Source organism: Flavobacterium aeripolare, assembly GCF_013294025.1.
Lineage (GTDB): Bacteria > Bacteroidota > Bacteroidia > Flavobacteriales > Flavobacteriaceae > Flavobacterium.
On sequence record NZ_JABSNL010000009.1, the window covers coordinates 43609 to 59512 of the forward strand.

A 15904-nucleotide genomic window follows, 5' to 3' on the forward strand; every position below is an offset into this window, starting at 1 on the left:
GTTAGTTCACAGCTTATCATGGTAAATTTCAAGAAAATCGCTTACTACGCTAAGAGGAGCAATGAAGCCTACTTCAATAATTTAATTATTTTGTCAAAATCGTCAGATTTTAAGCCTGTAGTTTTGAACAACTCAAAGTCTTGATTCATTTTTTCAACCCAACTAAGTGTATCGCTAACATTTTGTCCTTGAAACTCCTTGTAAATGTTTTTTGCCGATCTAAAATCATTATTCAGTAGATAAGCGTGTGCTAAATTGAGTTTAATAGTCAAATCTGTTTTATCTAAGTCCTCGCCTTGCTTTAGATATTTAATTGCCTTATCAAATTGCTTTGTAAGCACGAGATTATATCCTAACGCACTGTAATCACTAACCACGGCTTTACCATCAGCTAGTATGAGGTTGTATTGCGCAATTGCATTACTGTAATCGGCTCTTTTTTCAAATTTAGCTGCACTAGCTCGGTAACCATCAATTAAAGCCTTAGACCCTCCCGTTTCTTCAAAACAAATCACACCAAAATCCTTGTAATATTTCGTTTGCTCTATTTGCAGTAACTTCTGGAATTCTTGGAACTTAAATTTCTTTTGGATTTTCTCTTCTACACAAATACAAAAATCATCTGAGTTAGCCATTTTCCTGGCTAGTGCTGATGTTTTACATTGATTTATAATTGTTTTTCTATTCTCAAGCGTCCAGCCACTGTTTAATTTATAATCAATCCAAGGCACAATTTCGAGCACTATCTTCTGTTTCATAATCCAGTTTGAACTCTGAAAACCAAAATAGAGTCCGTTTTCAATTGTTCGTAAGCAACTAGACTTTGCTAATGACAAGCGTTTTGCCTCTTTACTTACTGCTGATTGCTGATCAAAGCAAGCTTGCGTAGTCTTCCCTGTCTTTTGATATGCCGCTGCCAATTCATTAGTGCTAAAAATAGCATATTTGCATTTATCCTCACCAGAAATTTTAGACATTAAAAACACCGCTCCCGCTGAGCCTTGACTTATTCCAGTAGGATCAGGAATCGATTTCAGCAAAGAAACGAGACTGCTAGCTAATTGCTGGTTGTCATCAAGAAGCGTAATTCTATAAACTAACTCAGTAGTACCAATAGGAAAATCATCTGCCTTAAAAACCACGCGCTGCCCTGCAGAAACAACCAACTCTTGCGTTATCGCTCTATTTTTATCCCAGTAACCGTCTTTTTGCCCTTGCATTTTAGGACAAAAAATAGCCATCAAAACTATCGCAATTATCTTTTTCACTTAAACGTCTTATTTACAATTTATACTAGCCCAGATGGAAGTGAAAATCCTTTGTTGCTATCCCGATGAAAATCGGGTGGCAAGAAAGATTGCAACGTACAGCTGGAAATAGCTCCTAAAAAAAAATTAAAAACTACTCTCATTAAAACACAAAATACCATTAAGAACGACTAAATAGTCTGTTTCTTAATGGTATTTTAAGGAATCTTACAATTCGATACTTGCTCCTATTTCGAGCAAAATCAATTCTTTTCCTGCAGCAGAGAATTTCTCAACTGCTTCTTTATGGTCGATTTCGATATATCCAAAAGTATCATAGTGGTACCCTAAAACCTTATCGCAAGCAACAAATTTTGAAGCAATAATAGCATCCTCTACATCCATGGTAAAGTTATCACCTACCGGTAGGATCGCCAAGTCTAATTTAGTCCTCATAGGAATCAACTGCATGTCCATTGTTAAAGCTGTATCTCCAGCGATGTAAATGTTTTTAGTAGTTGTTTCTACTACAAATCCACCTGGGTTACCTCCGTAAGCGCCATCAGGGAAAGAGCTAGAGTGAATTGCGTTTACGTATTTCACTTTTCCAAAGTCAAATTTCCAACTTCCACCGTGGTTCATTGGGTGTGCTGTTAAGCCTTTAGCACCATAGTAACCAGCAATTTCAGCATTAGAAACAATAGTCGCTCCCGTTCTTTTTGCGATCGCTTCAACATCACCTACGTGATCTCCGTGCGCATGCGTTACTAAGATATAATCGGCTTTTAAAGTGTCGATATTGATATTTGCAGCTTTTGGGTTCCCGGTAATAAATGGATCCACAAGAATATTTTTGCCTCCTACTTCGATACCTAGAGAAGCGTGTCCGTAAAATGTGATTTTCATCGTTTGAAATTTAAAAAATTAATAATTATCTTCCTCCAAGAAAGACGTTCACAATAATATCCGATAGAAAAAACGTCATGCTAAGCGCTAGCAATATCGATAATGCAAATGTGCTTAGTGCTAATTTTTTCAACTCTGGATCTAATGCGCGTTTTTCTTGATTTTTATATACGTTAATTAAATGCTTTGTTAAGGGAATGTATGCTAGTAAGAACAAATATTGATCAAACTGAAAGTCTTCAATTATAGCAAATACTATCACTAGAACCATTGCTGTCACCACTAGAAAGTAGTGATATTTTTTAGCATTTGCAGCTCCCATTTTTACAACCATAGTGTTTTTACCCACTGCTTTATCTGAATCTTCATCGCGCATGTTGTTCAAATTTAAAACCCCAACACTCAACAATCCTATCGCTGCCGCTGGTAAAAAGAGTTGGTAATCCAATTCTTGAGAATACAAAAAGTTGACACCAAGCGTGCTTACCAGTCCAAAAAATACAAAGACAAATATATCTCCAAATCCTTTGTAACCATAAGCAGAACTCCCTACAGTGTATCTAATAGCCGAAGCAATTGCTACAATTCCAAGTATTAGGAAAAAAAGCGAATAGAACAAGTTTGTATCTGCAAATGCAAAGTAAATCAACAACATCGCCGAAAGCAAGGTTAATACCGATGTGATAATAATGGCGCGTTTCATCTCTGCAGGTGTAATGACACCACTTTGAATGGCACGCATAGGCCCTACACGATCCGCATTATCTGTTCCTTTTACTCCATCACCGTAATCATTAGCAAAATTTGATAAGACCTGTAATCCTAATGTTGTCAAAATAGCAAACCCGAATATTTCCCAATTAAAAACCTCTGTAGGAGTCAATATATTTGCGGTTGGGTGTGCCAATGCGTAGATGCTTCCTACGATGATACCAGATACCGATAAAGGTAATGTTCGTAATCGCGCAGCTTCAATCCAATGTTTCATTTTTATTTATTTAATTTATTATTTTATTTGGTCGTTCATGACTGGTGAATAGTAACTGGTAAATAGTGATTAGTGCTATTCTATTGTACCAAATACATACACTCAAACCACAAGTCACAACGCCGACAGCCCAAAGCTCTCTGCTCAACTCACATCCAATTACTATCTGAACATTCTATTTTATACAACCACAAATTTACAAATGCTTTAATCTTTCTGTAATCTCCCAATTGAAAAGATAAATCTCCTCCCGCCGTGTGAATCGTCAACGAACCAATATCTGCTTTTTTGTGCCAAAACAATTGCGAACTACTAATTGCCTGAATTTTTAATGGCGCTATAACACTATTATCAATATCCCAGGCACCGCTTTGCTTGATAATAAAATCATCCGAAACAAAGAGCTGGTTGTTCTTGTACCCAAAAATAATTACTAGAAACATAAACAGACTGTAAACAAACGGTACATATTGATATTCAAAAACTGTAGGGTCGACATAATATGCAAAACTCCAGAATGCAAAACATGGCAAAAAGACAAACAGAAATAGTGAAAAAACTAGTTTGCGATAATTTGGTTTTAAGACCACACCCTCTTCTGGGACTTTAGCAAACAACATTTTTAAAATGGCTAATTTTTCTTCTTCGTTACAACCGGGAATTTCGATTACCGATTTTTTCTTCGCTGCTTCACCACTACTTGCTTGCTTAATTTTAAGCTCCAGAATATTCATCTTCTTCTGGAAGTAATTACGTGTTATCGTCACTATTTGAACACGTTCCGGTTTTATAATAGTGCTTTTTGTACTTAGCAAACCAAAAGACAATAACAAGTTATTATTTTGCTTTATTATTTTATAATCAAAGTATTTAAAAATTACGAGAACCAAATTAACCACTAATACAAGAACTAAAAGTCCAAAAACTAGCGAAGCTAAATAAGATGTTTTATCAACGAAATTCGTAATATTTTGATTCTGTTTATCTAAATCTTGCTCAGAAAAAAGATTCTTAAAGTTTTCATATATGGTCGTAAAGAAAGCCAAAATCAACATAAACGTCTTTACATAATTTGAGGTAATCCCTACTTTAAATAAGCTGTTAAAACTAATCTTCAAGAACGGTTTATTATCATTACTTATAACATCATTAGTAGACACCGTATGATCAACAGCACTTTCTGTAGACTCGTCATCAACTTCTTGACTCGCTTGCAACTGTACTTCAAGCAATCTCGCTTTTAAGGCTAAGGCCAATGCGTGATTTACAGCCTTTAGTTCCCCTTCTTTTGCTGCACTTCCTGCTGTATCTACAGTTACTTCGTACACATTGATCAACCTTTGCAACAAAGACTGATTGATATTTACTTGTTGGATTTTATCCAACTGTATAATTGTTTTTGTTTTATTTAAAATTCCTTCCTGAATAATGAATTCCTTATTCTCATCATCAAGATAAAAAGTGAAATTTCTATATTTAAAATAAGCAATAACAGCGGTAAGCAAAACAACAGCAACAATAGCACCATAAGCGTAGCCTTTATAAGAAGCATCAAACTTAAATACGAGCACTAAAAATATAGGTCCTAGAGCACGTAGTAGTTTCTGCAAGGTGTTAAAAAACATAATCAACACTCCTATCGCTGATTGCCTTTGTGGTAAGCTAAATTGTGGATCCATTACAATTTCTTTTGAATTTTCCCCATCAATAATTGCTTAATATCTTCGGCCTGCTCCTTAGCAATTCCTGGAATTATAATGTCACTAGAACTTCCACCGGCTGTGAATATATCGACGCGCGCCAAACCAAAAAATCGCGCAACAAAGCCTTCATGTAAAGCAACGTGTTGCACTCTATTATAAGGAATTACAATAGTTGTCGTGGAAATGATACCATGTTGATAAATCACATCGTGCTCTCTAAAAGCATAGGCTTTTTTCTTTACACCAATAAAAGACAACAATGCAAATAAAAACGCGACCACCGTAAAAGCGATCACTAATTGCGTTGCAAACAAAAGTAGTTCTGGATTAAAATACAATACCGTCGCTAGTCCTGCTGCTGCAGATACTATTGTCATCAAAATAGCAATTCCAACTACTGTAGTATATTTAGAATCCAACGTATTCAGTACGACACTTTCATACTTAGGCAGCTGTTCTATTGCGAGCACATCATTTGTAAAATTATCCATTTGGCTTTTTTATTATTCGAATAGTAGTGCAACCTTAGTCACCATTAGCATCTTGAACTTTAGCTAGTAATTATGGCAACCATTTTTTCTCAAAGTTAGGTTTGCGCTTCTCTAAAAATGCATTTCTACCTTCTTTAGCTTCTTCAGTCATGTAGGCTAATCGCGTTGCTTCCCCTGCAAATACTTGCTGCCCCACCATTCCGTCATCTGTTAGGTTCATAGCAAACTTCAGCATTTTTATAGCCATAGGTGACTTACCTAAGATTTCTTGAGCCCATTCATATGCGGTGTCTTCAAGCTCTGCATGTGGAATAACAGCATTAACCATTCCCATATCCATAGCTTCTTGTGCATCGTAATTGCGACCTAGAAAGAAAATTTCTCTCGCTTTCTTTTGTCCCACCATCTTAGCCAAATAAGCAGATCCATAACCACCATCAAAGCTAGTTACATCAGCATCTGTTTGTTTAAATATGGCATGCTCTTTACTTGCTAGCGTCATGTCACATACAACATGCAAACTATGTCCACCACCTACAGCCCAACCTGGAACTACAGCGATTACAACCTTAGGCATAAAGCGAATTAAACGCTGTACCTCTAATATATTAAGACGGTGCTGCCCATCTTCTCCCACATAACCTTGATGTCCACGTGCGTTTTGATCTCCACCACTACAAAAAGAGTATACGCCATCCTTAGATGAAGGTCCTTCTGCTGAAAGCAATACAACACCTATCGATGTATCTTCTTGAGCATCATAAAAAGCTTGATACAGTTCTGCTGTAGTTTTAGGTCTAAAAGCATTGCGTACATCCGGTCTGTTGAACGCTATTCTCGCTACACCATTGCACTTTTTATAGGTTATATCTTCAAATTCTCTTGCCGTTATCCAATCCATTATATGAGTTTTAAATTTAATAGTGTAAAAATAAATCATTTTTCACAGTTTACAACGTTCAACAATCCCTAAAGCTAAACTAAATAGTATATCGTGATTATCTGAAAATGCTAATTCGAAAAAAAAAATAAAATTTTAACAGTAAGCAATACTATTTTTAATTAACTTTATAACTGTTAATCAAAGCAATACCTTTTGATTATTGAAATTTAACTGAATTATTAACCTAAAAAAAGAATGCTTTTGAAAAATTTAAAAAGTTTTACCACTCTTTTTTGTACGGTGTTCAAATTAAAAATCGAAGAAAAAGAGCCTAAAAGGAAATTATTAAATGAAATAAGGATATTTCAATAGTAACACCCAAGGTTAAAAGAGTAGATTACTATACTTGATTAAAGATTAATCTATAAAATGAAAAAGTAAAATCTACAGCAATAGATCAAACCAACGGTTCCGAATGTGAATTTGAGCCTCAATTGACTTTAATAGTTAAAAAATGGTAAATACAACATCGCAAAACAACACACAGATGGTTTTGCAATTACAATTTAATAATACCGCATTATATTCAGGTATTTAAACGAGAAAGACTAATCATTACGATTAGTCTTTCTTTTTTTAAGGGGTAGTGAAATAATTTATTCTCCAATTATATAGATTCCATCTTCTTTAATTTCGATTAATTTCTCTCTATATAAAGCTCCAATTGCTTTTTTAAATGTCTTCTTACTCATTTTTAAAACCGTCTTAATATCTTCTGGATGCGAATTATCAGTCAATCTTAAAAATCCGCGACTAGCACGTAATTCATTCATGATTAAATCAGCATTTGGTTCGATACTCTGGTATCCTTGAATTTGCAAAGCAACATCAATTTTATTGTCAGGCCTAATATTTTTAATGTATCCGCGCATACGATCACCCGTACGAATCGCATCATCATAAACTTCATCTTTATAAAGCAATCCTTTGTGTTGCTCATTGATGATTACATTTATCCCAATCTCAGTGATATGCGAAACGATTAATTCTACCTCTTCTCCTTTTTCAACGGTCAACTCCTCATTTTTCAAAAATTGGTTCGTTTTACTCGAAGCCACTAAACGATTTGTTTTTTCATCCATGTACAGGTAAACTAGGTAACGTTTTCCTTTTTCCATAGGACGCGCTTGCTCTTTGAAAGGAACTAGAATGTCTTTTTCCATTCCCCAATCCATAAAAGCACCTACTTGATTCACATAATTCACACGTAAAAGTGCAAACTCATTCAATAAAATATAAGGCTCAAGAGTAGTTGCAACCGGACGTTGCTCATGATCTAAATAAACAAAAACAATAAGCTCCTCACCTATTTCAAATTCGTTAGGCACATATTTATTAGGTAAAAGCACATCGTGAATTCCTTCAGGATCTGTTTCTGGAGTTCCTAAAAATAATCCTACTTGAGTATCTCTAAGTATGGTAAGCGTATTGTATTTTCCTATTTCAATCATTTTATTCAATTTTCTAAGTCGCAAAGGTACGAAGTTTGAAAATACTTATGCCATCCTTCCTTATAATTACTATACTTTTTATGGAGCAACAACAAACACTACTCTTAAGAAACCATAGTCCTGCTGTACGCAGTATCTTTTTGGCTGAACACCATCCAAAAAAGGATACACGCTGCCATCAGGGCTGAGCCTCACGAGTAGTTTTCATAACAACTACTACAACCATTGCGATTACTACTATTTTAGTGCCATTCGCTTAAACAACTATTAAAATTCAAATGAGGACAGCTAAAGTTGGCTTTTTTACTTATTTTTAGCTTTTAAACTAATTAAAGGCGAATTCCATTAAACATACTGCTATAAAGTGGCTTGCTTAACCGGTATTCTAAAACGACAAATCACAAAATAAAATGAAACCAAATCCCATTTTTCTACTCTTTGCTTTTCTACTTTTCAACCAAGGCTCATTTGCACAGATCACAGTAGACGATCCTGAAATAACAAAGATGATTTCAGAAATTAAAGCCGACAATCTCGAAACCACAGTTAAAAAATTAGTTTCTTTTGGAACACGCCACACCTTGAGTGATACTAAAAGTAATAGCCGCGGGATAGGTGCTGCACAACGCTGGGTAAAATCAGAATTTGACAAATACGCCACGGCTTCTAGTGGGAGACTCACATCAACTATTGACTTTTTTGATGTTAAAGCTGATGGACGCCGTATTGCAAAAGACAGCCAATTAGCAAATGTAATGGCAACATTAAAAGGAACAGACCCTGCTGATTCACGCGTTTTGATCGTGAGCGGTCACATCGACTCTAGAGTTACTGATGTTATGGATGCTAAATCAGATGCTCCCGGAGCAAACGATGATGGTTCTGGCGTTGCTGCTATGATGGAATTAGCTAAGATTATGAGTAAAAGAAGCTTTCCTTTTACCATTATTTTTGTTGCTGTTACAGGAGAAGAACAAGGATTATACGGCGCAAAACATTTGGCAGAAAAAGCGAAAAGCGAAAATTGGAATATTGTAGCTATGCTTAACAATGATATGATTGGTAACAGTTTATCAAGTGGAACCAATTTAAGAGACAACACTAAATTCAGAATATTTAGCGAAGCCACTCCGTACTTAGAAACGGCTGATGAAGCTAAAATGCGCAAATTAACAAATCGCGATAACGATAGCCCGTCACGATTATTAGCACGTTACATTAAATCTGTAACGGAACAGTACGTACCACAGCTTGAGGTGAACTTAGTGTACCGTAATGATCGTTTTTTACGTGGTGGTGATCACACGCCTTTTAGCCAAAATGGCTTTACCGCGGTACGTTTTTGCGAGATGAATGAAAACTTTGACCATCAACACCAAGACCTTCGTACAGAAAACGCAGTCAAATATGGTGATTTACCTGAATTCATGGATTTTGATTACTTGCGAAAAATTACTGCTTCTAACTTGGTTACCCTTGCAAATCTAGCTTGGTCTCCTAACGCGCCTACAGCCGTAGGTATCGAAGTTAAAGACTTGACAAATTTTTCAACCTTGACTTGGACAGCACCACAAGGAAAAGCGGTACACGGTTACCAAGTTTTAATTAGAGAAACATCAGACGCTGGCTGGCAAAAACCAATTTTTGTAACTGATACTAAAGCGACAATACCCTATTCTAAAGACAACTTCTTATTTGCAGTGCAAGCCGTAGATGAATTGGGTCACGGTAGTTTGCCGGTTTTCCCAGTTCCGGTAAGATAATTATTTCTTTATAAAATCCTTTAGAATAGTAATGCTAAAAGTTACTGTAATTTGAGCACATTATATAATGCTCGTAATGTAGCAGTTTAAAGCATATTATATCACCTTAAATATATCCATAAAAAAAGCGCCTTAAAGGCGCTTTTATATTTTTATGTGTAGCTAATTAATTAGTTGTAAACACTTTCTTTTTTAAAGTGAACAGCTAGTAAATAGTACACTACAGCTCTATGTTTTGTTTTATTAGAACGACCGTATTTTTCCATTACAGCGTCGATTCCTGCATCAAGATCTTTACCATCTGCTAAGCCTAATTTCTTAATTAAAAAATTATTTTTTACAGTATCCAATTCTGATTGTTGGCTACCTGCAACAGTAGAAGAATCGGTGTTATAAATTGACGGACCGCATCCAATCGTTACCTTAGTTAGTAAATCCATATCTGGAGTAACTCCACATTTGTCTTTTAGATCAGCAGCATATTTTACAATCAATTCGTCTCTCTTACTCATAATTTTAAGTTTTTATTTGTAGTTATTATTCTCCCAAATTTAAACAAATATTATTCCGAAAAAATACAATGTTGAATTATTATCTTAAAAATAGACGAACTACTATTAAATCCGATGAAATAACCCCACTAAGCAAATATTATGATTGATATTCGCATATAAATTGTTTTTTATGCATTTTGTTAACATTAAAAACACCTTAAAGAAGCTTTTTAAAGAAGTCTAACAGTATTTTATCATTAACAGTCATGGGTGTAAACACCTCTAGTATAGCAGGTTTTTCACTAGACTCGTATAGTAATTTTAATGCGTTTACTAAGCTTTGCTCATCATTTGCAGTACTGTATTTCAATTGATACATCGTTGCCATATGTGCTGCCGTTAAATTATGAGCCGTTTCAAAGAAGGTATTAAATACAGGGGTCTCTTTATGTCCTGGCAAAATTCTAAAAATACCACCACCACCGTTGTTAATAAGGATAATTTTAAAATTCTTAGGGATATAATTATTCCACAATGCATTACTATCGTATAAGAAACCTATGTCACCGGTAATAAAAACTGTTGGTTTTCCAGAGGCTACAGCCGCTCCTATAGCAGTAGACGTGCTGCCGTCAATTCCGCTCGTTCCTCTATTACAAAAAACTTCAATTGAAGGATCAATGTCTATTAACTGTGCGTAACGTATCGCAGAGCTATTGCTTACTTGCAACTGCGAATCCGTAGGTAGTGACTGAATCACTTTTTCGAAAACTTTAAAGTCTGAAAAAGGAATTTCTTCTAAATATTGTGCCGTTCTTCTGTTACGAAGCGCCACAACACTAGCCATTTTAGTAGCATATTCACTCTCTTTTGTACCATCGAGCAAGGGAATAAACTTTTCGAAAAAATCATTTGGACAAACCTCAAAATGCTTCGTCAAAGCACTAAAAGTGTCATACGCTCGCAAGGGATCAATATGCCAGTGATGCGTAGGTTTGTAATTTCGAAAAAAAGCTTTGATACGTTTTGAAACAATCATACCACCAAACGTTACTAATATATCTGGTTGGAAATAGTCGAAATCTTCCTTTGTAAAGGGTGTGATAATCGTATCGATATTATTTATAAAAGAAGGGTGGTGTAAATTTGAAGTTGTTTCTGTTAGAACAATTACGGTAGGGTCATTTGCTAGATAATCACTAATAAACTGTTTCACAAATCCAGGTGGGTTCACCCCTACCAAGATCATCTTTTTAAGAGCTTGATTCCAAATTTCAGCAGCATCTCTTAATTCACTTGTGGTGATGACTACTTCATTTTTGACTAAGGCGGTAATTTCAGGAATTATAGATAAGCTGTCAACAGTTTCATATAATGGTTCTTCAAAAGGCACATTAATATGTACCGGACCTTTTTTATCAATCGCTGTATTGATTGCTTCATTAATTTTAGCATCATTCTCGCTAGAGGCTTGCTCGCTCAGGTTAGCATTATACAAGCTGTGATTTGCATACACATTTTCTTGTCTAATAGTTTGACCATCTCCTATATCAATTTTACTTTGCGGACGATCTGCTGATAATACTATTAAGGGAATTTGGCTATAAAACGCTTCCGCGAAAGCAGGATAATAATTCAACAATGCTGATCCTGAACTGCAAACTAACGCAACAGGAGTTTGCTTTTGCTGTGCTAAACCCAAGGCAAAAAATGCAGCCGAGCGCTCATCAGCAATACTATAGCAATCAAATTCTGGACGACTAGAAAACCCAATCGTTAATGGTGCATTACGTGATCCTGGCGAAATTACTATAGTTGAGATTCCTTTTGCTAAGCATATTTCGATTACGCTTTGTGCTAAAGGTATTTTAGGATAAATCATTGCTTTTAGTTTTATTTTTAAGGTTGTGGCGCATAGTATAATGGTACCGACCTTAATTATAGCAAAGTTACGAACTTGCATGCTTTTTCCGTTTTAATTTAACTGATTTTTGTTAAATTTGGAGACAAAACTACAACTCATGGAAACCATATTACGAAAATACAAAATCGAAGATACGCAAGCGATACTAGACATTATTAATTATAACATTTTGCACTCTACAGCGCTATACGATTACACTATTAGAACCTATGAGGCACAATTAGCCATGCTTGAAGATAAGATGAAAAAGGATTTTCCTGTAATCATTGCAGAAGTCGATGGTGTTGTAGCTGGTTTTGGGATGTATGGGGAATTTAGATTTAAAGAAGCCTATAAATTTACTGTAGAGCATTCTGTATATGTAAGTAATGATTTTCAAGGAAAAGGCATTGGGAAATTGCTAATGTCTCAATTGATTGCCACTGCTAAGGAGCAAGGAATTCATACCATGATTGCTGTAATCGATTCAGAAAATCAAAGTAGTGTAGATTTTCATGAAAAATATGGCTTTGAAACTGTAGGCTTAATAAAAGAATCTGGATGGAAATTTGAGCGCTGGTTGCACTCGGTTTTTATGCAATTGATTTTAAAATAATTATAAGAATTAGAGTTTGGAACAGAAAGAAATCACCGACTATAAATTTGAGACTATATCGGTATTGGCTGTGATACCGTGTAGGTCTATATTGATATTTTCATTTGCTCTACTCTTTAATGTTGGTCAAAATTTATTTTTGTACCTCTTTTTTTTAGTCCCAGGTTTTATTTTAGCGTATGCGCTGTGCAAATATTTTACAGGAACATTTGAGATTATCATTAATGATCAACAACAAACAGCAATTGTACGCTGGGAGAAAAAGGTACCCTTAACATTTATCAAGGAACAAAGCATTGACTTAAAATCTCTAAGAATTTTTAAGGAATGGTCTGGACGGGTTAATAATCGTGTAAATTTTTATTTTATAGATAAAAAAACTGCCATATTAGATATCAGTAGCATTTTTAACACAAGTAAAAATCAGAAAGAACAAGCGGCACTAATCACTCATATTAAAAGATACACAGATAAAAAATAAAAGAGCCAAATTTAGACTCTTTTACGATATTAATATTATCCTTTTATCCATTTGATAATATCTGGATCTGTAGGAGATGTTTTTGGCGAAATAACTTTTTCTAGTTCTCCATTTTCATTAATTAAGTATTTCTGGAAATTCCACTCTACCGTAGAGTCTACGACACCATTTTTTTCTTTTTCAGTTAAAAACTGGTAAACGTCACATTTATCCGCTCCTAATACAACTACTTTATCCATAATAGGAAAAGTAACGCGGTAATTACGCTCACAAAAAGTAGCAATCTCTTCATTTGTACCCGGCTCCTGCCCAGCAAAATCATTTGAAGGAAAACCCACAATCGTAAATCCTTTACCTTGATATTCTTTGTATATAGCTTCGAGACCTTCAAACTGTGGAGTCAAACCACATTGTGACGCCGTATTTACTATCATGATTTTCTTGCCTTTAAGACTAGAAAAATCAAAACTATTTCCTGCTAAATCGGTAGTTTTAAATTGGTATATTGTTTTATTTTCCATTATTGTTATATCGTTTTTATCTGTTGTTTTTTTTAAGGAACCTCGTATTGCTTTTGAATAGGCGACTTTCTACTTGCAGAAATAAAAGTAGTCAAATTTTTGCAACAGCGCATAAAAAAGCCCAGTAACAAACAAACAAAACTGGGCTTAGTAACAAAAACAAACAAATTATGAACTCTTTATTAGAACGTATAGGTCACTTTTCCTTTCATGAAAAATGGTGTTCCTGGTGTAAAATGAATTTCCTCAACACTGGCAACTTCATTTTGTAATCGAGATTCGGTTGCAAACTGTGTCTCGTTCCATTTAATATTAAATAGATTTTCTACGGACACTCCAAACGTCACATTCTTTATTTTATAATTGATATTGAAATCGGCTATGGCATATCCTTTAGCAACGATCGAATTATCTTCATTTGCTGGTCGGCTTTTTAAAATTCGGTAACGCAAGCCTCCTGAAAACCCATTCCATTTTTGGAAACTTAAACCGGCAGTAGCTGTAAAATCAGGCGCTAGAGGAATATAATCTTCTCCCTTTGCTTCATCAATACTACGGGCGTAGGTGTAATTTGCATCCCCATCTAGATAAATATAGTCATTTAATTGGTAACGGAGACCTAGATCTACACCCATTCTTCTCGTTTTTCCGCTTGGTTCAATAATTCCAGCATCTCCTACGTAAACAAATTCCTGCTGCAAATGCAAATACCATAATGCCGAATTAATCAGTAATTTAGGAAACGGTTTCCAAATTGTTCCAAGGTCAGCTCCAATGGCTGTAGGCAAAATTTCCTTACCATTATTTTCAACCACGACACGCGTATCATTCGAATGAAACCCTATTCCGCTTTTTAAGTAGAACTGTAAATCACTATTTTGGGAATAAATAAAATTCAATTTTGGTGACAATTTAACCGCAGTTTCTGTTTGCGTTTTGTAAGCAGTTTGTAATTTGTCTTGGTAATTGAACTTAAAATAATCCACTCGTAATGCCGGATTGATCATCAGTTTTCCAAATTTGAACTCCCCATTCACATAACTAAAGCCATTAGTCTCATCGATATCTCCCAACTTTATATTTTCTAAAACTGTTGTTCTATTTAGTGTATGTGATAACTCGGTGTCAACTGTAGCATCGGCTCTAAAACCAACACCCACTTGCAACAAGACATCCCAGCTATTATTTTTTATACTCTTATTAAGCTCGGCATTTAGTCCGTAAATAGAGCGATCCTCCTTTTGTTTTATCTGATCTCCATTGATAGGATCTTCGAGAAAAAAAGTAAAATTAGAATACAACTCAAAATCATATTTCGAATAAAAAGCATTTGCCTTTATAAATGTATTTTCGTCTATTGATTTACTTATCACAGCATTGATATTTGTTCGTGAGGTCTTCCCTCCTTCTGTATCATCAACGGCACCAAACCTAGAGATCAAACCAGCATCAACTAAGCGCTGCGGAATTTGGCCTGACGCATCCCACTTACTAGAAAAGCGTGAAGCAGTTATGGAAAACTTACTATTGTCATTTAGCAAAGTAGAATATTTACCCAACAGATTAACTCTATTAAAATTTTGCGGAGAGTCAAATGGACCGTCAGTCAAAATATACTCTGAAGCGATGTACGCTGATTGGGTATCATTTTTACCTAAAAGATCAAATAAACCAACGGTGCGCAACGTATTAAACTGTCCGGCTTCAACGCTAATGCTGCTGGTCTCGATTTTATCTTTGGTGGCAAAAGCCACATATCCTGCAGTTGCAAAATCTCCTTTACTGGCAGTGTATGGCCCTTTACCAAAGTCGATTTTATCCACCGTTTCTGGAATGACAAAGTGTAGATCAGCATAGCCTTGACCGTGAGCATGAGACACCATATTCACGGGCATTCCATCGACATTAATGGCAATATCTGTACCGTGATCAATATCAAAACCTCTCAAGAATATTTGCTCTGCCTTTCCTCCGCCAGCATGTTGTCCTATAAATAATCCCGGAACTTTTCTCAAAATCTCTTGCGAAGAATTTACTGGAGTCGTTTGCAAATCAATTTTTGAAACAATGTTCAAAGCATTTAACTTCGGCTGAATTACAATTTCGTTCAATCTGAAAATACCATCATTTAAAATGATAATGCTGTTATTGCTTTCGATAGTAAAAATTATTTTTTTATATCCTAATGCAGTAATAACGAGATGCTCTTGAGTAGCTGTTTTATCTATTGTAAACAATCCTAATTCGTTTGTATGAGCGTGTGTATTTGCCGTTTCATTCACCACATAAGCATGCACAATTGGGTTACCGTAAGCGTCAATTATCTTACCGTTATGATGTTGCCCATTCATGATTATTGAGAAAAAGGAAGCCATTATAATTGCAAGATATCTCATA

14 protein-coding genes are annotated in these 15904 nt (G+C 35.3%); 3 read left to right on the forward strand and 11 right to left on the reverse strand.

What is annotated here, in order from left to right; genetic code table 11:
* Positions 1 to 68 precede the first annotated feature (68 nt).
* From HNQ00_RS11210 to HNQ00_RS11240, 7 genes are all read right to left on the reverse strand, one after another.
* The gene (locus tag HNQ00_RS11210; RefSeq protein WP_371739163.1) at positions 69 to 1268 is read right to left on the reverse strand and encodes a tetratricopeptide repeat protein; all 1200 of its coding nucleotides are present in this window, start codon (positions 1266 to 1268) and stop codon (positions 69 to 71) included.
* Between the two features lie 207 nt (positions 1269 to 1475).
* Positions 1476 to 2153 carry a metal-dependent hydrolase gene (locus HNQ00_RS11215; RefSeq protein ID WP_173838595.1) on the reverse strand — a complete coding sequence of 226 codons (678 nt, stop codon included), beginning with the start codon at positions 2151 to 2153 and terminating at the stop codon, positions 1476 to 1478.
* Positions 2154 to 2178: 25 nt separating this feature from the next.
* Complete coding sequence (menA, locus tag HNQ00_RS11220; protein WP_173838596.1) at positions 2179 to 3141, reverse strand: 1,4-dihydroxy-2-naphthoate octaprenyltransferase; 963 nt, start codon at positions 3139 to 3141, stop codon at positions 2179 to 2181.
* A 149-nt stretch (positions 3142 to 3290) separates the two neighbouring features.
* The gene (locus tag HNQ00_RS11225; RefSeq protein WP_173838597.1) at positions 3291 to 4820 is read right to left on the reverse strand and encodes a PH domain-containing protein; all 1530 of its coding nucleotides are present in this window, start codon (positions 4818 to 4820) and stop codon (positions 3291 to 3293) included.
* The gene (locus HNQ00_RS11230) at positions 4820 to 5335 is read right to left on the reverse strand and encodes a PH domain-containing protein (protein WP_173838598.1); all 516 of its coding nucleotides are present in this window, start codon (positions 5333 to 5335) and stop codon (positions 4820 to 4822) included. Before HNQ00_RS11230 ends, HNQ00_RS11225 begins: the two co-directional genes overlap by 1 nt.
* Positions 5336 to 5405: 70 nt before the next feature.
* Positions 5406 to 6275 (reverse strand): 1,4-dihydroxy-2-naphthoyl-CoA synthase, encoded by an 870-nt coding sequence (locus tag HNQ00_RS11235; protein ID WP_256434233.1) that lies wholly within the window; start codon positions 6273 to 6275, stop codon positions 5406 to 5408.
* 599 nt (positions 6276 to 6874) lie between these two features.
* Positions 6875 to 7729, reverse strand: a complete 855-nt coding sequence (locus tag HNQ00_RS11240; protein ID WP_173838600.1) for a CvfB family protein — start codon at positions 7727 to 7729, stop codon at positions 6875 to 6877.
* Positions 7730 to 8139: 410 nt separating this feature from the next.
* Between HNQ00_RS11240 and HNQ00_RS11245 the strand changes: the two genes are divergently transcribed.
* Positions 8140 to 9492: a M28 family metallopeptidase gene (locus HNQ00_RS11245; protein WP_173838601.1), complete on the forward strand. Its 1353-nt coding sequence runs from the start codon at positions 8140 to 8142 to the stop codon at positions 9490 to 9492.
* Between the two features lie 170 nt (positions 9493 to 9662).
* On the opposite strand, the gene HNQ00_RS11250 is transcribed toward HNQ00_RS11245, so the two are convergent.
* Together HNQ00_RS11250 and menD are read right to left on the reverse strand one after the other, a co-directional pair.
* Positions 9663 to 10004 carry a DUF2853 family protein gene (locus tag HNQ00_RS11250; protein ID WP_173838602.1) on the reverse strand — a complete coding sequence of 114 codons (342 nt, stop codon included), beginning with the start codon at positions 10002 to 10004 and terminating at the stop codon, positions 9663 to 9665.
* Between the two features lie 199 nt (positions 10005 to 10203).
* Entirely contained in the window at positions 10204 to 11868 is a 1665-nt protein-coding gene (gene menD / locus HNQ00_RS11255; protein WP_173838739.1) for a 2-succinyl-5-enolpyruvyl-6-hydroxy-3-cyclohexene-1-carboxylic-acid synthase, read from the reverse strand.
* A 139-nt stretch (positions 11869 to 12007) separates the two neighbouring features.
* Here menD and HNQ00_RS11260 point away from each other — a divergent pair, with 139 nt between their 5' ends.
* Both HNQ00_RS11260 and HNQ00_RS11265 read left to right on the forward strand, forming a co-directional pair.
* A complete protein-coding gene (locus HNQ00_RS11260; protein ID WP_173838603.1) occupies positions 12008 to 12505 on the forward strand; it encodes a GNAT family N-acetyltransferase in 498 nt (165 codons plus the stop codon).
* A gap of 16 nt (positions 12506 to 12521) precedes the next feature.
* Complete coding sequence (locus tag HNQ00_RS11265) at positions 12522 to 12986, forward strand: hypothetical protein (protein ID WP_173838604.1); 465 nt, start codon at positions 12522 to 12524, stop codon at positions 12984 to 12986.
* Positions 12987 to 13021: 35 nt separating this feature from the next.
* On the opposite strand, the gene HNQ00_RS11270 is transcribed toward HNQ00_RS11265, so the two are convergent.
* Both HNQ00_RS11270 and HNQ00_RS11275 read right to left on the reverse strand, forming a co-directional pair.
* A complete protein-coding gene (locus HNQ00_RS11270; protein ID WP_173838605.1) occupies positions 13022 to 13507 on the reverse strand; it encodes a glutathione peroxidase in 486 nt (161 codons plus the stop codon).
* A 182-nt stretch (positions 13508 to 13689) separates the two neighbouring features.
* Complete coding sequence (locus HNQ00_RS11275) at positions 13690 to 15903, reverse strand: TonB-dependent receptor (RefSeq protein ID WP_173838606.1); 2214 nt, start codon at positions 15901 to 15903, stop codon at positions 13690 to 13692.
* Position 15904: the final 1 nt, after the last annotated feature.